Source organism: Candidatus Leptofilum sp., from assembly GCF_965223285.1.
GTDB lineage: Bacteria > Chloroflexota > Anaerolineae > Promineifilales > Promineifilaceae > Leptofilum.
In genome coordinates this window covers 2,180,169-2,197,473 of record NZ_OZ244997.1, presented here as the reverse complement: position 1 = coordinate 2,197,473, position 17,305 = coordinate 2,180,169, and the positions used below count along the sequence as shown (strand labels likewise).

Here is a 17,305-nt window from a genome sequence, read left to right as displayed (position 1 = left end):
AAATGAAGAGAAAGATAGCATTTGGTAACTATTCCATCATGAAAGCCTCGACCTTTTTGATAACATTGATGCTGCTGTTGATGTTTATCGTTGCTTGTGGTGGCGGAACGGCCAGTGAAGAAGACACATCGGCCACAGATGACAACAGCTCAGCGGTTGATGATAGCAGTGGGGAAAGTGACAGCAGTGGGGAAACGGCCGTTGAGGAAGATGCCCCCGTTGTTAATGAACCACTCTATAAACTGGATCCACCCGCTGAAGTTTCGGTCATAAAACCGGCCGACACCTTCTTTGGCTACTTCGGCGATCAAACACCGTCAGACAACGCTGTCTACGATGTTTGGGAAGAGACGATGGGCATCCAGTTTGTCAATAAGATCGAGACTGCCTCTGAAGCCTATGCCCAGCAGGTTAAGTTAGCCATCGCCTCCGATGATTTGCCCGATATTGTTGGCGCCTCGTCGGCTGAATTCGAAGAAATGATCAGAAATGATATGCTCCTCGATTTAAGTGATTTGATAGACCAGTACATGGATCCCGTTGTCCTCGAAAAGTTAATGGCCTTTGACGGCGCTCTTTTTGCCCCAGTCACCAGGGGCGATGCCATTTATGGCATTCCGGCTACGTCCAATGTCGAAGGCTCGCTGCGCACTATGTGGATCAGAAAGGATTGGCTAGAAGCGGTTGGCCGCGATGTGCCTACAACGATGGAAGAGGTGATTGAACTAGCTATTGCTTTTACTGAAGAAGACCCGGATGGGAACGGTGAAGATGATACCTGGGGCTTGCCTATTGATGGCGATGTGACCGATTCCTTGCTCAACACCTACGAAATTGTGGCCAATGCCTGCGGCTATTATCCGACTCGGTTTATTGAAGGTGAAAATGGTGAAATTGTTCATGGGTCATTAGATCCCGGTTTGAAAGATATCTTGGAAATTCTCCGGAACCTTTATGGAGCTGGAGCCATTGACCCTGAATTTGTTTCCAAGGACTTCATGCAAGTTGATGAAGGCGTTGGCGCTGGCCGGTACGGTTTGTGGTTGGGTGTTTTCTGGAAGCCCGTTGATCCTGGCATGCAAACCACGTATCAAGAGGGTGTGGAGTGGATTACTGCCCCCATTCCTCCATGCGAGTCAGAGGACGAATACCGGCCTTTTGTCGCCTTTCCCGCCAACGCTTATTACGGCGTCCGTGCAGATTACGAGCATCCAGAAGCCTTGATTGTCGCAGTCAACAACTACCTGGATCCCGATGCCCTCAGCACACCAGGCAGTTTCCAGAAGGAGATGCTTGAATTGGGCAACCAGCCCGATTTCCAGGGCATTCCGTTAAATAACTGGGCGGCATTGCAGTGGCAAGACCCCCTATTCTTCGACTCGTCACCCATTGCCAGGGCGCTTGAGGACCCGGACTTTGATCCTGAAAATCCTCCGTATCAGATTCATATGCAAGCATACAGCATTATCTCTGGGCTCAACAACCCTGAACCATGGCAGCAAATTCAGTTTTCCGATATTTTCCTCGGGTCAGTCGGTGTTCACGAAAGCTATCCGACGGAAAACTATGTCTTTAGTGCTTATTTTGGTGCCCCAACCGAAACGATGCAAGCACAGGGCTCGATCCTGGGCAAGCTGGAAACGGAAACGATTATCAATATCATTACGGGCAATGCGGACGTGTCTGAATATGATAACTTCATCCAAGAATATCTAGAGCTTGGCGGTGAGCAAATCATAGAAGAGGTGAATGCAGCAGCTAACTGATCGCCGTTATAAGATCGTATCTTCTCATTACGCTAGCACCATTGAGAAGATACGATCTTTTTGTAACCACACCTGGCTTTTGAGGAGAGTGTGACATGGAAATTCCTGAAAAAGATGTGATTGGGGAACGGCCGTTGGGGGCAATGACCTCTCAAGTAGCAGCCACCGCAGCAGTTAGCACTTCTGGCGGCCTTAAGAGCAGAATGGCTGGCAAGTGGCCTTTATACCTCATGACCATACCGGGCTTGATCGTCGTTTTCATTTTCAACGTTGCCCCAATGTATGGCATCTCCATCGCCTTCAAGGATTTCTTTCCCTCACGCGGCATTGCCGACAGTCCTTGGGTTGGCTTGCAACACTTCACCTACCTTTTTTCGCTGCCCGACACCTGGCAAGTGCTTAAAAACACGCTCATCATCGCTATCTTGAAAATGGTTTTAGGCTTCCCCGTGCCTATTATTGTAGCTATCCTCATCAATGAAATTAGGGTAACCTGGTACAAGAAGACGGTACAAACATTGATTTATCTACCCCATTTCATCTCCTGGGTGATTTTGGCCGGTATTCTCAAAAACATGTTGACCACCGATGGGGGGATGATCAACAACCTTATCGTGATGTTTGGCGGTGACCCCATATTTTTCTTAGGCAGCAATGATTGGTTTAGAACCATTCTCATTGCCTCTGATATTTGGAAGAATTTCGGCTTTAGCACCATTCTATATTTGGCCGCGCTCCTTTCTATCGATCCTCAACTGTATGAATCAGCCAAAATAGATGGGGCTAGTTGGCTGCAAGCAACCCGCTATGTGACGCTGCCAGGCATCACACCCATCATGCTGCTAACGGCCATTCTTTCCATAGGCAGTATTTTGAATGCCAATTTTGACCAGGTATTGAATCTGTATAATCCGCAAGTGTACGCCACGGGCGACATTATTGATACTTTTGTCTACAGAATCTCGCTGGTGGATTTCAATTGGGAGTTGGGAACGGCCGTTGGCTTCTTCCGGTCTATTGTATCTATGATATTGCTCATTGTGTCCTATGGCCTGGCTTACAAATACACAGATTACCGGATTTTCTAGAATTTCAGGTCAGTGACCGTTTTTTGAAGGAGTGAATTGAACCATGCGCGGCAAAAAAAGAGCTTCCATCTACACTATTTTGAACTACTGGGTTATGGGATTTCTGGCACTTATCTGCATCATCCCCCTGATAAACGTCCTGGCTATATCATTTTCCTCACAAGATCAGGTGGTGAAAGGGCTTGTCTTCTTGACCCCCAAAGGCTTTTCTCTTGATTCCTATAAGGTCATTTTGCAAGAAACAGCCTTCCTAAAAAGTTTTGTTGTTAGCGTGGTCAGAGTTGTCGTGGGCACGGTATTGAGCACGGTTTTTACCGTGCTTATGGCTTACCCCCTGAGCAAATCGGAAAGAACCTTGCCCGGTCGTAACATCATTATGATCATCATTATATTTGTGATGTTATTCAACGCCGGTTTGGTACCCGTTTACTTATTGATCCGTGACCTGGGTTTATTACAGAATTACCTTGTTCTGGTTCTGCCTGGCTTACTGCCGGTATTCAATGTCATCATTGTCATGAATTTTATGCGCATGCTGCCGCCCTCCCTGGAAGAGGCTGCGATTATGGATGGCGCTGGCTTTTTCACCATCCTGACAAAGATTATCGTCCCTCTTAGCAAACCGGCTATTGTGACGATTTCTTTGTTTACGGCCGTTGCCATCTGGAACGACTACTTTACCGGCCTCATCTACCTGGACATCAACAAATATCCCTTGCAAACCTATCTTTACGCCATGAACGTCAATCGAGACATCAATAACTTGCAACAGGCGCTCCTCTTCCAAAACGTCGGCGATAAAACACTGCTTTCGGCACAGATGTTCGTCGCCCTCATTCCCGTCCTCCTCGTTTATCCCTTCCTGCAAAAGCATTTTGTGAAAGGCATCGTCTTAGGCGCCGTAAAAGGGTAGATAGTTACTATGCCACTTTATAGAAAACCAAAACCCATCGTATTCACTCCCACGAATCCCGTGGAAATGCACTTCCATGACAGCGACGAAGCGTGGCTGATGATGGGCGGTCGGGCCATCGCTCACATGGTAGACCGCGACGGGAATAGAAGTGACTTTGAGCTAGAAGAAGGGGATGTTTGGATGATCGAGGCCGGGGTTGAACATGGCTGCACCCCCATTACTGATGAATTCCTACTCTTTCCCTTTATGGGTACCCTTCCAGAAGGTTCACATCCACCGGGGCATTATTATTTTGAAAAAGAGCAATATATGCCCAGCCTCGTGCTCAGGAAAGATCCCCTAAACCGTTAGAGGAATACAAATGCATAACATTGGTCTGGAATTCGTAGAAAAAGGCAAACTTGCTTTCCGGGAACTGGGCGATCCACCAGATTTGGGACCCACTGACATTCTGTTTGAGACGGTCTACTCTGGGATCACAAATGGGACTGAACGCCACGCTTTCCTGGCTGAGTACAATTATGGCGGGGCGGTCTTTCCCAGCCAACATGGCTACCAGCAAGTAGGCAAAGTCCTGGCTGTGGGCGAGGCGGTGACCCAGTTCGAGCCAGGCGATTGGGTTTTCTGCGGCAATTATGTGGGCCACAATGGCTGGAGTATCGCCCCCGAAAACAGCTTGCTGCTCAAGCTGCCCCCCGATATGGATCATAAATATTGCGCTTTGTTTGGCGTAACGGCCGTTGCCCTGCGCAGCGTGCGGCGAATGGGTGTAAGGGCTGGTGACAATGTGTGGGTAGCCGGGCAAGGCCCCATCGGCCACTTTGTCGCCCAATCAGCACGAGCCGTCGGCGCACGGGTAACGGTGACCGACATGCTCGATGCCCGGCTTGAGGCCGCGCAAAAATGTGGCGCACATCTCGCGCTCAACGCCGCCGATAAGCAAACGTATCCACGCCTCCAAGAAAACGGCCCCTACAACTTCATCTACGACTGTTGCAGTGCCAAAAATCTACTGTTTGACATCTTTGAACACAAACTACTGGCTTATCGTGGCACAGTGGGCTTGATGGCTGTGCGCGATACCGTCACCTATCCCTGGAGCCTGCTGCACACCATTGAGTCGCGCATCGAAGTTGCTTGTCACTTTGACCGAGATGATTTGCGGGTACTGCTGTTTCTCTACCAACAAGGTCTCATTCAAATAGAGCCGATGGTTTCACATGTCGCTTCCATTGAAAAGGCGACTGAGATTTACGATATGCTCGCCTATCGTGGCGATGAGATGTTAGGAACTATTTTCGACTGGGCAAAAAAAGCCTAAACAAAAATTATTGCCAAACCCAGGTGAAATATGAACCATATAGACAATATTTATGATGCTGTATTAGATGGTGATATGGGTGTTATTCCCGAAAGTGTGCAGACTGCCTTGAACGCAAACGTACCGGCAGCAGATATTCTCAAAGAAGGCATGATTGCCGCGATGGAAGAAGTGGGTCGGCTTTTTGAAGAAGGCGAATATTTTGTGCCGGAGATGCTAATCGCGGCACGCGCTATGAAAATCGGATTAGACCTCCTGAAGCCCTACCTCATCGATTCAGGTGTTGATCCTGTGGGTAAAGTGGTTGTAGGCACTGTTCAAGGGGATATGCACGATATTGGCAAAAATTTGGTATCCATGATGTTGGAAGGTGCTGGCTTCGAGATCATTGATCTAGGTATTGATGTACCTCCTGCCAATTTTGTCGAGGCAGTTCGAGAGGGTGTTGATATTTTGGGGCTTTCGGCACTGTTGACCACCACGATGCCCAGCATCCAAGATACGATTCAAGCGATTGAACAAGCTGGACTGCGTGACAATGTCAAAGTAATGATCGGCGGTGCGCCAGTAACGGCCGAATACGCCCAACAAATCGGCGCAGACGGTTTTGCCCCGGATGCCGGTCAGGCCGTCACGCTGGCCAAATCATTGCTGTAAGATTTTATTCCGCAATCAATATTCCACAATCACACTAGGAGCAAACCAACAAATGCCAAAAATCGCTTTTATTGGCGCCGGCAGCACTGTCTTTGCCAAGAACCTTATCGGCGACATTCTTAGTTTTCCTGAATTAGCCAATGCCACCATCAGCCTGCACGATATTGATGCCGAACGCCTGCACACCACCGAGATCGTCGCCCACAAGATCGCCGAAACGTTGAAGGTTACGCTGTGTATCGAAGCTACAATGGATCGCCGCGCCGCCCTTGACGGCGCCGATTACGCCATCACCATGTTCCAGATTGGCGGCTATAAACCAAGCACCGTCGTTGATTTCGAGATACCCAAAAAGTACGGCCTGCGCCAAACCATTGCCGACACATTGGGCATCGGCGGCATCATGCGTGCCTTGCGCACAATCCCCGTGCTTTTGGATGTCGCCCGCGACATGGAAGAACTGTGCCCAGAGGCCACGCTGCTGAACTACGTCAATCCAATGGCGATGAACTGCTGGGGGCTAAATCGCGCCAGCCGTATCAAAACCGTCGGTCTTTGCCACAGCGTACAGGGCACGATTATGCAGTTGGCACATGATATGCAAATTCCCTACGAAGAGATTAACTATCTTTGTGCTGGTATCAACCATATGGCCTTTTATCTTAAGCTAGAACGGGATGGCGTTGATCTCTACCCGCTGCTCAAGGAAGTGGGCGAAGCCCGCAGTGAAAAACGCCGCTACAAGCATTTGCTGGACAAAGTGCGCTATGAAATGCTGCGCCGCACAGGTTACTTTGTGACCGAATCGAGTGAGCATTTTAGCGAATATGTGCCCTGGTTTATCAAGCGGGATCGGCCAGATTTGGTGGAGCGTTATCATATTCCATTTGATGAATATATTGAGCGGTGTGAAATTCAGATAGCGGAGTGGGAAAAGGCCAAAGCCGCTTTTGAGAGCGGCGAGATGGATTTGGAAGTTCAACGTAGTCACGAATATGGGTCGCTAATCATCCACAGCATGGAGACGGGGCAACAGCGCGTGGTGTATGGCAATGTCGCCAACAACGGCTTGATTGACAACTTGCCCCAGGGATGCAGCGTGGAGGTGCCTTGCCTGGTGGATAAAAACGGTATCCAGCCGACCAAAATTGGCAAACTGCCGCCTCATCTGGCGGCTTTGATGCGGACGAATGTAAATGTGCAGGAGTTGGCGGTGGAAGCGGCCGTCACCGGCAAACGCGAACATATCTACCATGCGGCAATGCTAGACCCGCACACGGCCGCTGAGCTAGACCTGGAACAAATTTGGGCCTTGGTCGATGATTTAATTGCCGCGCACGGCGATTGGCTGCCAGCCTATCAGTGAAGTGAGCTAACGGATGAATCGGCTCATCGATGAACCGCAACTGGTTAAACTGAGAGCGTCGCTCGCTGCCGAAAACGAGTTGATGCAGCGAGGCATCTTCACCGATCTGGATACTGGGCGTGACTACTTTACCGGCTACGCTTATGAGACGCTCTACGATTGGGATCAATATTTTGAAGCCATCATCCAAATTTACATGGGCTGGCCTAGCGATTATATCAAGAACGGCGTTACCATTTTCCTCAACCACCAGCGGAACAGCGGGCTGATTTCGCGCTCCGTACCCAGCAATGAGATGCACGATCCAGAGCATGTCAAGCCTTTTCTGGCGCAAATCGGCCTGCTCGTGGCCCAAAATTATGGCGAAACGGATTGGATTCTCAACGAGCATTACTTCCCACGGCTGCAGCGCTATCTTGATTATTGGCTGGAGGAGATGGACGAAAATGGAAACGGATTAAGCGAATGGATGAGTGCGCCGCACTCTGGGATGGACAATCAGCATGAACGGGCGGGCTACTGGGGAGATCGCTTTTGTGAGGGCGTTGATTTGAATGCGTATCTGGTGCGGGAACTGCGGGCGTTTGCCGCTTTGGCGGTGGCCTATGGCAAGCGCCATTTAGCCGACACTTATCGCCAAACAGCCGACGAGTTGGCGGAACGAATACGCACCTTGCTGTGGGATGAGGAAGATGGTTTCTTTTATGATGGCAACGGCCGTTTCCACAACCCACCCCGCAGCCAACATGCTGGCTGGGCCTCAACCCTCAATGCAATCCCCAACGACCCGCTCATCCGCGTCAAATCGGTGTCTGCCTTTGCCGCGCTGTGGGCGGAAGTAGCAACCCCGGCCCAGACGCGGCGCATGATCGTCGAACACCTCTTCAATCCGCGAGAATTTTGGTCGCCCTACCCCATCGCTGCCCTGGCCCGTAGTGAACGTTGGTACAGTCAGGATCGCCTGCCCAACGATTTAGGCTGCAATTGGCGCGCCAAAACCTGGATACCAACCAACTATATCGCCTATCACGGCTTACGCGCCTATGGCTACCGGGAGTTGGCAACACTAGTGGCTCACTACACCCACAAGCTGGTACTGCAAGCAGGTAATCGGGAATATTACGATGCCGAAGACGGCCGTGGCCAGGGACTTAATCCCTTCTGGGGCTGGAGCTTGTTAGCCCACTTCCTGCCCTACGAGGAGAGCCGCGAGAATGATATGACCTCTCTCGGAGAAGTGGGAGAATGATGAAACGCATAGGCTTTTTACTTAAAGTGAAACAAGACAAGATTGAGGCGTATAAAAAGCATCACAAGGCCGTCTGGCCGGAGATGCTAGAGGCACTGCGGCGCACGGGTTGGCACAACTATTCGCTCTTTTTGCGCGACGATGGCACACTTTTTGGCTACTTTGAAACGCCCCACAGCTTTGAGGCCGCTTTAGAGGGCATGGCTGGCGAGGAAATCAATGCCAAATGGCAAGATTTCATGGCTCCCTATTTTGAATCTCCCGCTGGCACTCATGCTGACACGATGATGGTGGCCTTAGAAGAGGTGTTCCATCTTGATTGAATGACAGGAGCAATGAATAATGACAAACCAGATTGAAAAAGCATATGAATTGGCGCAGGAACGGTATGCGGCCTTAGGTGTAGACACAGATGCCGCGCTGAAAAAACTGTCCGATATCTCCATCAGCCTCCACTGTTGGCAGGGGGATGACGTGGGCGGTTTTGAAGAGCCGGAGCGCGGACTCAGCGGGGGCATCATGGCTACGGGCAATTATCCGGGCAAGGCGCGAACGGCCGTTCAACTCCGCGCCGATCTCGATAAAGCCTACAGCCTCATTCCCGGCACACACCGTTTGAATTTACACGCCATCTACCTGGAAACAGACCACAAAGTGCCGCGCAACGAGATTGAACCCAAGCATTTTGCCAACTGGCTGGATTGGGCCAAAGAAAACAATCATGGCCTGGATTTCAACCCCACCTGCTTTTCCCACCCGCTGGCGGACGATGGCTTTACGCTGGCTCATGCCGATGCTGCTGTGCGCCAGTTTTGGATTGAGCATTGTATTGCCTGCCGGGAGATTGGAGCATATTTCGGGCGAGAACTGGGTTCCCCAGCAGTCACCAACATCTGGATTCCCGACGGCTACAAAGACACCCCAGTAGACCGCGTCGCTCCCCGCCAGCATTTGCTAGACAGCCTCGACCAAATCTTCGCCCAGGGGCTAGATCCGGCTCACAATCTCGATGCCGTCGAATGCAAACTATTCGGCCTCGGCTCCGAAAGTTATGTGGTGGGTTCGCATGAATTTTACATGGGGTATGCCATCGCCCGCCAAAAGCTACTCTGCCTCGATGCCGGGCACTTCCACCCCACCGAAACCATCGCCGACAAAATCTCCTCCGTCATGCTGTATGTGCCCGAACTGCTGCTGCACGTCAGCCGCGGTGTGCGCTGGGACAGCGACCACGTTGTCACCCTGACCGATGAACTGCAAGCCATCATGCAAGAGCTTGTGCGCGGCGATTATCTCAATCGCGTCCACATCGGCCTCGATTTCTTCGACGCCAGCATCAACCGCGTGGCTGCTTGGGTCATCGGCACGCGCAACGCCCTGCGCGCCTTGCTCATGGCGCTGCTGGAACCAGGCGAGAAAATGCGTCAACTGGAATTGGCGGGCGACTTCACGGCTCGTCTGGCACTGTTAGAGGAATTAAAGGGATTGCCCTTCGGGGCAGTGTGGGATCAATTTTGTTTACAGCAAAGTGTGCCAGTGGGTATCGCTTATTTAGATGAAATTCACGCTTACGAAAAGCAGGTGATGGCACATCGTTAATTGAAGGGATTGACAATAGGTAACTGGTTTTCAATGACAAGACTGTCGTGCATATCCTCAGAATAGAGAATTGTTGCACTAGACAAAAGCGCGGCGGCAACTATCAACCCATCGTAATGGGAGAGCGAATATTTTTCTCGTAATTCGGAAGCTCGTTCCTGAATGGCCTGGCTCATTGGAATCACTTGAAAATCATCATAAAGAGAACGAATCGTATTACGGATAGCATGTTCAGTGAAATTGCCTTTTCTCAGTAAATTATTGGTAATTTCATTGATAACCTGTGTGCTAATGACAATATTGTCATGATTGTCAGTGATGAGTTGTTTGGCCAGAGTCTCTTTGGATTGATCATCTTGGGGCAACATGGCATACAGCCATAGATTGCTGTCTACGAAACAAAGCGAAGCTGGCTCAACGGGCATTGGCTTCTTCCCTTGTTAAGTAGGTCATATTGGGAATACGAACGGGATGATCGATTAAATAATCTATGAAAGAATCATACCCTTTATCTTTAGCATCTTGCACAAGGTCTTTTCCGGCAGGTATGGGCACAGGTTCTTGCTGTTCGGAGGTAAGGATGATGACGCGGATAGGGGCATTGGCAGCCACTGACAAAAGGGCTTCTCGCTGTTCTTCAGGAACTTCAATGACACCATCTTTGATACGTGTTTGGAATTCTATTGCGTACATAAGTTATGCTCCACATGAAATCGGATAAGCAGATTATAGCATAGGTTTTTTATGGCACAGAAAACAGTTTTAGCGGTTGATTTAGGGGCAGAATCGGGGCGGGTAACGGCCGTTCATTTTGATGACAACACCCTACGCGTCGAGGAACTGCACCGCTTTCCGAACGAAACGGTGACGGTGAATGGGACGCTGCATTGGGATTTTTTACGTCTGTGGGGGGAGATTCAGGCTGGGATTGCCAAAGGGAAAGTGCTGCAGCCAGCCAGCATTGGCGTGGATACGTGGGGGGTGGATTTTGGGCTGCTGGACAAACAGGATAATTTGATTGGCAGTCCGGTGCATTACCGCGATAGTCGCACGACAGGCATGATGGAACGTGCCTTGGCCGTCGTGCCCCAAGCGGAGATTTTCGCCCAAACGGGTATCCAATTTATGCCCATCAACACCCTCTATCAAATGCTCAGTCTAGTAGAGAATCAGTCACCGCAGTTGCAAATTGCCAGCACCTTTTTGACCGCGCCCGATTTGCTCAACTTTTGGCTTACGGGAGCGAAGGTGTGTGAGTTTAGCAACGCCACGACAACGCAGATGGTTGATGCGGGAAACGGCCGTTGGGCCACCAACCTCCTCACCAAACTCGACATCCCCACCCACATCTTCCCCGAAATTGTGCAGCCAGGAACCAATTTGGGTCTGTATGAAGGCATTCCCATCATCGCTCCCGCTTGCCACGATACGGGCAGCGCTGTAGCGGCCGTGCCCGCCCTCTCAGACGACTTCGCCTACATCAGCAGTGGCACCTGGAGCCTGGTGGGGCTGGAAGTGGATGAACCGATTCTCACATCGGCAGCGTTGGTGGCCAACGTGACCAATGAAGGTGGTGTGTATGGCACGTATCGCCTGCTGAAAAATGTGATGGGCTTGTGGATTTTGCAGCAGTGCCGGGCAACCTGGGCGGCGGCTGGTGAGGCATATAGCTATGCGGAACTGGTGGCGCTGGCGGAGGAGGCTGAACCCCTTGTCTCGATTTTCAACCCCAATGATCCCGCCTTTTTCACCCCTGGCGACCACCCACAACACATTCGTGAGATGTGCCAGCAAACAGGCCAGCCCGCACCTCAAACGCCAGGGGAAATGACACGCTGTGTGCTGGAAAGTTTAGCTCTGGCTTACCGTGAGGTGTTAGCACAGGTGACAGATGTTGCTGACCGCACCGTTTCTACCATCCACATTGTCGGCGGCGGCAGCCAAAACGACCTGCTCAACCAGATGACGGCCGATGCCATTGGCTTGCCTGTTGTCGCCGGCCCTGTCGAAGCCACGGTGATTGGCAATGCGTTAGTGCAGCTTATTACCCTGGGCGAGATGGCTGATTGGCAGCAAGCGCGGCAGGTCGTGGCAGGGATGGGGGAATTGAAACGATATGAACCTGCAAGAACGGCCGTTTGGGATGACGCATACGGCCGTTACCAACAGCTTATTCGTGAAGGGAAGAAGGTGTGATGATTCAAGCCAAACGAGAATCACCAAAAGGGAAGCGTGTCTCCCTGTTTGTCACCTGTATGGTGGATATGCTCTACCCACACACAGGCTTCGCCGTTGTAAAGGTGTTAGCGCATCTGGGAATCGCGGTTGACTTTCCCCAAGCCCAAACCTGCTGTGGCCAGCCAGGGTTTAATGCTGGTTATCGCCGCGAAGCGCGGCAGGTGGCACAGCAGTTCATCGAAGCGTTCCGCGATGCAGAAGTGATCGTCACCCCATCAGGCTCTTGTGCGGCGATGGTGCGCCACGAATATCCGCGCCTGTTTGCCGCTGAGCCATCGCTGCTGGCTGAGGCAGAAAGGCTGGCCAGCATCACCTGGGAGTTCACCGAATTTATTGTGGATGGCCTGGGCATCACCCATTTGGGAGCGCGTCTACCGCAGCCACAAACATTTGTTTGCCATCACGCCTGCCACGGGCTGCGTCTTTTAGGGCTGGGCAAGGCCGCAGAGACGTTGTTAGCCAATGTGGAGAATGCAAACGTGTTAGCGTGGGAAAATGGGGAGATCTGCTGTGGTTTTGGCGGTCTGTTCAGTGTCAAAATGGCTGATGTGAGTGGCGCGATGCTGCAAAAGAAGCTGGAACAGATCCCCCAAAGTGGCGCGGAGAGCGTTGTGACGGGGGATGTGAGCTGCCTGACGCATATGAACGGCGGGCTGGAAAAGCAGGGTAAACGGCCGTCTGTACGCCACATTGCCGACGTGCTGGCTGAGGGTATTGGGGAGCAGCCATGAAAGTCCAATCTGCTCAATTCATCCCGGCGGCTCAGATTGCCATCCATGATCCCGATTTGCAAACGGCCGTTGCCTTTGGCACAAATACTGGTTTCACCAAGCGCCAGGCGGCCATGTTTGCTGATGGCGAGGCACACGGTCAGGCCATGCGCCAGCAAGCAGCGGCTATCAAGCGGCACGCCTTAAACAATTTGCCCGATCTGCTGGCGCAGGCCGAAGCCAACATGCAGGCCAACGGCATTCAGGTGCTGTGGGCGCTTGATGCGGCTGAAGCCAATCGGCATATGCTAGAGATTGCCCAACGGCACAATGTGCGCTCGGTGGTCAAAAGCAAAAGCATGGTCACCGAGGAAATTGGACTAAACCACGCCCTGGAAACGGCCGCTATTGAGGTGTTGGAGACGGATTTGGGTGAATACATCGTCCAATTGGGTGGCGACACACCCAGCCACATTGTTGTCCCCATCATTCATAAAACGAAAGAGAGCATTCGTGATCTGCTCATCGAAAAAGCCAATATGCCGCCAACTGACGGCACAGAGGCTATGGCACTGTTTGCCCGCGAAACATTGCGCCAACGCTTTTTGATGGCCGATATGGGTGTTTCTGGGGGTAACTTTATCATTGCCGAAACTGGTTCGCTGTGCCTGGTATCCAACGAAGGCAACGCTCGCCTGGTCACCAGCCTGCCTCGCGTCCATGTAGCCCTGGTGGGCATCGAAAAGCTGGTCGCCACAGTAGAGGATTATGCCACATTAACACAGGTATTGCCGCGCAGCGCCACCGGCCAGGCACTGACGGTTTACACACATATCGTGAATGGCCCGCGCCAACCAGACGAGCCAGATGGGCCGGAGCAAGTGTATGTGATTTTGGTGGATAACGGCCGTTCCGATATTTACACCAGCGATTACTGCGAAGCCCTGGCCTGCATCCGCTGCGGCGCCTGCCTGAATGGTTGCCCAGTTTACCAGGTCACTGGCGGCCACGCTTACGGTTGGGTCTATCCCGGCCCAATCGGGGCTGTCATAACCCCTTTGCTCACTGGTTTGGAAAATGCCAGCCCCTTACCCCATGCCAGCACGCTGTGCGGCATGTGCAAACAAGTCTGCCCGGTTGATATTGACATCCCCCACATGCTGCTCAATTTGCGTCACGAACTGGTAGCGCGTGGTCAAAGCAGCCCTGTCTGGGACATAGGGATGAAGGCATGGGCGTTGGGCAATAAGTCGCCCGGTCGCTTTGTATGGGGGGGTAAGGTGGCGGCAAAGGTGACGAATTTGCTCAAGCCCAAATCGTTGCCGGTGCCGCTGGCGGGTTGGACAAAGCATCGTACCCCGCCGAAGTTTGCCCCCAAATCATTCCACCAACTGTGGCGAGAGCGGCAAGGAGATAATGATGAGCAGTCGTGAACAAATTTTGGGCAGGCTACGGCAAGGGAAACAAGCGTTTCCCGCTATCTCTGCTCCCACCACATACCAACCAATGGTTCCCCTCAACGATGTTTCGCCGCTGGCCTTGCAGGCCCGGTTTAGACAAGAAGCGGAAAAGGCGGGCTCTGTTTTGCATGAAGTGCAGACAGCCGCAGCCGCGATTGAGGTGGTCTTGCAAATCGTTGGCGAGGATACGGTCATCTCCAGTTGGGAGGCAGCCCACATCCCCTTACCCGGTCTGGCCGAAGCATTGGCAAAGGCCAGCGTCCGTTGTGTGGGGCAGGATGCAACCGTGCGCGTAGGGCTGACTGGTGTAGACGCAGCGTTGGCGGCGACGGGAAGCGTGGTGGTGTTGAGTGGCAACCGCCGTTACCGGGCCGCATCGCTCCTACCTCCCATCCACATTGCCGTGGTTGCCGCCAGCCAGATTTTGCCTGATTTAGAAAGCTGGTGGGCGGCACAAAAAGTGGCTGGCCTGGAGAAAAGTCGGCAGCACAGCAACATCGTCGTCATTACTGGCCCTAGCAGAACGGCCGATATTGCGATGCAGTTGGTCATGGGCATGCACGGGCCACGACAACTGCATCTGGTTCTATGTAAAAGCCAAAAAGAATTTTGAATTAGAATGAGCGCGCATTTGGCTTTTACTTGAGCAAACCACAGAGAAATCGCGCTTCGTTTTTCAAAATACTTTCTGTGGTTTGCTTACTTAGCTAATTCAAATTCCTTAACTATGAGGTAAATCATGTCACAAAAAACATACAAACACGTTTCTTACAGTTGGGACGATGCCGTCGCCAACCAGCTTGACCCCGTAGAGCGGCTGCGCTACCGTTCCAACATCTTGGGCGATGACCAGCGCATCACCAACACCGGCGGCGGCAACACCTCCTCCAAAGTGATGATGACCGACCCCTTAACGGGCGAAGAAGTCGATGTTCTTTGGGTCAAAGGCTCCGGCGGCGACCTGCGTACCTCGACCCGCGCCAACTTTGCCTCCCTTTACATGGACAAACTGCTTTCGCTGCAAACGATTTACGATGCGGCCGAGGTTAAAGGGGTGAAAACGGAGATTGAGGACAAAATGGTGAGCATGTATCCGCACACTACCTTTAACCTCAACCCCCGTGCCAGCTCCATTGACACGCCGCTGCATGGCTTCATCCCTTACCGCCACGTAGACCATATGCACCCCATCTCGGCCATTGCCATTGCTGCCAGCAAAAACCAGGAGCGATTGACGCATGAAATATTCGGCGACGAAATCGGCTGGGTGCCCTGGCAGCGTCCCGGCTTCGATTTGGGCCTGGTGATGGGGCAGATGGCCAGCGAAAATCCGCAGCTAAAAGGACTGGTGATGGGGCAGCATGGGCTGATTAACTGGGCCGATGACGATAAAGTCTGTTATGAATTGACGCTGGACTTGATTGAGAAAGCGGCCGTTTACATCGCCAAACACGACAAAGGGGAAGACACATTTGGTGGCACCAAATACCAATCCCTGCCTGATAGTGAGCGGGAAGCCTTGCTGATTGAGCTTTTGCCCAAACTGCGCGGTCTAGTCTCCCAACAGAACCGCTTCATCGGCACCATCCACATCACCGACAGCGTGCTGCAATTTGTCAACAGCCACGACGCGCCCCGATTAGCCGAGCTAGGCACATCCTGCCCCGACCATTTTCTGCGCACTAAAATCAAGCCTTTGTATGTGGATTGGAACCCGCAAAGCGAAAATACGGCCGTGCTGCTGAACAAATTAGAAGCCGGGCTGGCCCAGTATCGCGCCGATTACGCCGCCTACTATGAAGCCTGCCAGAATCCCGATTCCCCCGCCATGCGCGACCCCAATCCGACGGTGATTCTCATTCCCGGCGTGGGTCTGATTGCCTGGGGCAAAAACAAAAGCGAAAGTCGGGTCACGGCCGAATTTTACTCGCTGGCGATTGAAGTGATGAAAGCCTCGGAATCTATTAGCCAATATCAAGGCTTGCCGCGCCAAGAAGCGTTTGATATTGAGTATTGGCTGCTTGAGGAGGCCAAGCTGAAGCGGATGCCGCCGGAGAAAGAGCTGGCAAGGAATGTGGTGATTGTCGTTGGCGCAGGCAGCGGCATTGGCAAAGCGACGGCACATCGCGTGGCTAAAGAGGGGGCGCATGTGGTTTGTGTCGATTTGGATGAGGCGGCGGCAAAGGAAACGGCCGTTTCTCTCACCAACAAATACGGCATGGGCATCGGCGTGGCGGGCACAGGCATTTCCGCATGCGGCCCGTCTATTCGTTTGGGTGTTGACATCACCAATCGAGAATCGGTACAGCAGATGCTCAATCAGGTCATTCTGGCTTATGGCGGCATTGACAATATTATTGTTACTGCTGGCGTCTTTGTGCCCCCCAGCCAGAAGGGCAAAATTAGTGACGAGCAGTGGGATTTGACCTTCGCCGTCAACGTGAAGGGTGGCTACATCATTGCCGATGAAGCCCGCAAAATTTGGGAAGCGCAGGGATTAACAGGCACATTGGTGCTGACGACGAGCGTAAATGCGACCGTAGCTAAAAAAGGCTCTGTTGCCTACGATACCAGCAAAGCGGCTGCCAACCATCTGGTGCGCGAGTTGGCGATTGAGCTGTCGCCGCTGGTGCGCGTCAACGGGTTAGCACCAGCCACTGTGGTTGAAGGCAGCAGCATGTTCCCGCGTGAGCGGGTGATTAGTTCGCTGGTCAAATATGAAATCCCCTTTGACGAGAACGAAGAGACCGCAGCCTTGCGCGATAAGCTGGCGCACTTTTACGCCCAACGCACCTTAACCAAATCACCCATCACCCTGGCTGACCAGGCGGAGGCCGCTTATCTGCTCACCAGCCACCAACTGAGCAAGACAACAGGGCAAGTCATCAGCGTGGATGGCGGTTTGCACGAAGCCTTTTTGCGTTAGCGTGGGGTA

17 protein-coding genes are annotated in these 17,305 nt (G+C 52.2%); 15 read left to right on the top strand and 2 right to left on the bottom strand.

Annotated features, from left to right (window positions below):
* Positions 1-2: 2 nt before the first annotated feature.
* The 10 genes from ACOQPU_RS10115 (at position 3) to ACOQPU_RS10070 (ending at position 9,962) form a co-directional block, all read left to right on the top strand.
* A complete protein-coding gene (locus ACOQPU_RS10115) occupies positions 3-1,766 on the top strand; it encodes a hypothetical protein (protein ID WP_420644989.1) in 1,764 nt (587 codons plus the stop codon).
* A gap of 143 nt (positions 1,767-1,909) precedes the next feature.
* On the top strand, positions 1,910-2,854 hold the full coding sequence (locus tag ACOQPU_RS10110) for an ABC transporter permease (protein WP_420645824.1): 945 nt from the start codon (positions 1,910-1,912) through the stop codon (positions 2,852-2,854).
* Positions 2,855-2,897: 43 nt separating this feature from the next.
* The gene (locus tag ACOQPU_RS10105; protein ID WP_420644988.1) at positions 2,898-3,767 is read left to right on the top strand and encodes a carbohydrate ABC transporter permease; all 870 of its coding nucleotides are present in this window, start codon (positions 2,898-2,900) and stop codon (positions 3,765-3,767) included.
* 66 nt (positions 3,768-3,833) lie between these two features.
* Positions 3,834-4,121 carry a hypothetical protein gene (locus tag ACOQPU_RS10100; RefSeq protein WP_420644987.1) on the top strand — a complete coding sequence of 96 codons (288 nt, stop codon included), beginning with the start codon at positions 3,834-3,836 and terminating at the stop codon, positions 4,119-4,121.
* A 10-nt stretch (positions 4,122-4,131) separates the two neighbouring features.
* Positions 4,132-5,091 (top strand): zinc-binding dehydrogenase, encoded by a 960-nt coding sequence (locus ACOQPU_RS10095; protein WP_420644986.1) that lies wholly within the window; start codon positions 4,132-4,134, stop codon positions 5,089-5,091.
* 30 nt (positions 5,092-5,121) lie between these two features.
* Positions 5,122-5,748: a corrinoid protein gene (locus ACOQPU_RS10090; protein ID WP_420644985.1), complete on the top strand. Its 627-nt coding sequence runs from the start codon at positions 5,122-5,124 to the stop codon at positions 5,746-5,748.
* Positions 5,749-5,800: 52 nt separating this feature from the next.
* The gene (locus tag ACOQPU_RS10085) at positions 5,801-7,114 is read left to right on the top strand and encodes an alpha-glucosidase/alpha-galactosidase (protein ID WP_420644984.1); all 1,314 of its coding nucleotides are present in this window, start codon (positions 5,801-5,803) and stop codon (positions 7,112-7,114) included.
* A 13-nt stretch (positions 7,115-7,127) separates the two neighbouring features.
* The gene (locus ACOQPU_RS10080; protein WP_420644983.1) at positions 7,128-8,363 is read left to right on the top strand and encodes an MGH1-like glycoside hydrolase domain-containing protein; all 1,236 of its coding nucleotides are present in this window, start codon (positions 7,128-7,130) and stop codon (positions 8,361-8,363) included.
* Positions 8,363-8,686, top strand: a complete 324-nt coding sequence (locus ACOQPU_RS10075; RefSeq protein WP_420645823.1) for an L-rhamnose mutarotase — start codon at positions 8,363-8,365, stop codon at positions 8,684-8,686. The genes ACOQPU_RS10080 and ACOQPU_RS10075 overlap by 1 nt, the downstream gene beginning before the upstream one ends.
* Before the next feature lie 19 nt (positions 8,687-8,705).
* Positions 8,706-9,962 carry an L-rhamnose isomerase gene (locus ACOQPU_RS10070; RefSeq protein WP_420644982.1) on the top strand — a complete coding sequence of 419 codons (1,257 nt, stop codon included), beginning with the start codon at positions 8,706-8,708 and terminating at the stop codon, positions 9,960-9,962.
* Here the strand turns inward: ACOQPU_RS10070 and ACOQPU_RS10065 are convergent.
* Positions 9,959-10,387, bottom strand: coding sequence for a PIN domain-containing protein (locus tag ACOQPU_RS10065; RefSeq protein WP_420644981.1), 429 nt, complete (start codon positions 10,385-10,387; stop codon positions 9,959-9,961). The genes ACOQPU_RS10070 and ACOQPU_RS10065 overlap by 4 nt on opposite strands.
* On the bottom strand, positions 10,377-10,655 hold the full coding sequence (locus ACOQPU_RS10060; protein WP_420644980.1) for a hypothetical protein: 279 nt from the start codon (positions 10,653-10,655) through the stop codon (positions 10,377-10,379). The genes ACOQPU_RS10065 and ACOQPU_RS10060 overlap by 11 nt, the downstream gene beginning before the upstream one ends.
* Before the next feature lie 51 nt (positions 10,656-10,706).
* On the opposite strand from ACOQPU_RS10060, the gene ACOQPU_RS10055 reads away from it, so the two are divergent.
* The 5 genes from ACOQPU_RS10055 (at position 10,707) to ACOQPU_RS10035 (ending at position 17,296) form a co-directional block, all read left to right on the top strand.
* Positions 10,707-12,158, top strand: a complete 1,452-nt coding sequence (locus tag ACOQPU_RS10055; protein WP_420644979.1) for a rhamnulokinase — start codon at positions 10,707-10,709, stop codon at positions 12,156-12,158.
* The gene (locus ACOQPU_RS10050) at positions 12,158-12,931 is read left to right on the top strand and encodes a (Fe-S)-binding protein (protein WP_420644978.1); all 774 of its coding nucleotides are present in this window, start codon (positions 12,158-12,160) and stop codon (positions 12,929-12,931) included. The genes ACOQPU_RS10055 and ACOQPU_RS10050 overlap by 1 nt, the downstream gene beginning before the upstream one ends.
* Positions 12,928-14,343 (top strand): LutB/LldF family L-lactate oxidation iron-sulfur protein, encoded by a 1,416-nt coding sequence (locus tag ACOQPU_RS10045; protein ID WP_420644977.1) that lies wholly within the window; start codon positions 12,928-12,930, stop codon positions 14,341-14,343. The genes ACOQPU_RS10050 and ACOQPU_RS10045 overlap by 4 nt, the downstream gene beginning before the upstream one ends.
* Complete coding sequence (locus ACOQPU_RS10040) at positions 14,327-14,983, top strand: LutC/YkgG family protein (RefSeq protein ID WP_420644976.1); 657 nt, start codon at positions 14,327-14,329, stop codon at positions 14,981-14,983. The genes ACOQPU_RS10045 and ACOQPU_RS10040 overlap by 17 nt, the downstream gene beginning before the upstream one ends.
* A gap of 126 nt (positions 14,984-15,109) precedes the next feature.
* Positions 15,110-17,296, top strand: coding sequence for a bifunctional rhamnulose-1-phosphate aldolase/short-chain dehydrogenase (locus ACOQPU_RS10035; protein ID WP_420644975.1), 2,187 nt, complete (start codon positions 15,110-15,112; stop codon positions 17,294-17,296).
* Positions 17,297-17,305 lie beyond the last annotated feature (9 nt).

Bases quoted from the DNA above. Each gene is read 5' to 3' on its own strand.
- ACOQPU_RS10035 (WP_420644975.1), top strand. From the start codon at position 15,110: ATGTCACAAAAAACATACAAACACGTTTCTTACAGTTGGGACGATGCC.
- ACOQPU_RS10050 (WP_420644978.1), top strand. From the start codon at position 12,158: ATGATTCAAGCCAAACGAGAATCACCAAAAGGGAAGCGTGTCTCCCTG.
- ACOQPU_RS10090 (WP_420644985.1), top strand. From the start codon at position 5,122: ATGAACCATATAGACAATATTTATGATGCTGTATTAGATGGTGATATG.
- ACOQPU_RS10080 (WP_420644983.1), top strand. From the start codon at position 7,128: ATGAATCGGCTCATCGATGAACCGCAACTGGTTAAACTGAGAGCGTCG.
- ACOQPU_RS10040 (WP_420644976.1), top strand. From the start codon at position 14,327: ATGATGAGCAGTCGTGAACAAATTTTGGGCAGGCTACGGCAAGGGAAA.
- ACOQPU_RS10045 (WP_420644977.1), top strand. From the start codon at position 12,928: ATGAAAGTCCAATCTGCTCAATTCATCCCGGCGGCTCAGATTGCCATC.
- ACOQPU_RS10070 (WP_420644982.1), top strand. From the start codon at position 8,706: ATGACAAACCAGATTGAAAAAGCATATGAATTGGCGCAGGAACGGTAT.
- ACOQPU_RS10095 (WP_420644986.1), top strand. From the start codon at position 4,132: ATGCATAACATTGGTCTGGAATTCGTAGAAAAAGGCAAACTTGCTTTC.
- ACOQPU_RS10055 (WP_420644979.1), top strand. From the start codon at position 10,707: ATGGCACAGAAAACAGTTTTAGCGGTTGATTTAGGGGCAGAATCGGGG.
- ACOQPU_RS10105 (WP_420644988.1), top strand. From the start codon at position 2,898: ATGCGCGGCAAAAAAAGAGCTTCCATCTACACTATTTTGAACTACTGG.
- ACOQPU_RS10075 (WP_420645823.1), top strand. From the start codon at position 8,363: ATGAAACGCATAGGCTTTTTACTTAAAGTGAAACAAGACAAGATTGAG.
- ACOQPU_RS10085 (WP_420644984.1), top strand. From the start codon at position 5,801: ATGCCAAAAATCGCTTTTATTGGCGCCGGCAGCACTGTCTTTGCCAAG.
- ACOQPU_RS10100 (WP_420644987.1), top strand. From the start codon at position 3,834: ATGCACTTCCATGACAGCGACGAAGCGTGGCTGATGATGGGCGGTCGG.
- ACOQPU_RS10065 (WP_420644981.1), bottom strand. From the start codon at position 10,387: ATGCCCGTTGAGCCAGCTTCGCTTTGTTTCGTAGACAGCAATCTATGG.
- ACOQPU_RS10115 (WP_420644989.1), top strand. From the start codon at position 3: ATGAAGAGAAAGATAGCATTTGGTAACTATTCCATCATGAAAGCCTCG.
- ACOQPU_RS10060 (WP_420644980.1), bottom strand. From the start codon at position 10,655: ATGTACGCAATAGAATTCCAAACACGTATCAAAGATGGTGTCATTGAA.
- ACOQPU_RS10110 (WP_420645824.1), top strand. From the start codon at position 1,910: ATGACCTCTCAAGTAGCAGCCACCGCAGCAGTTAGCACTTCTGGCGGC.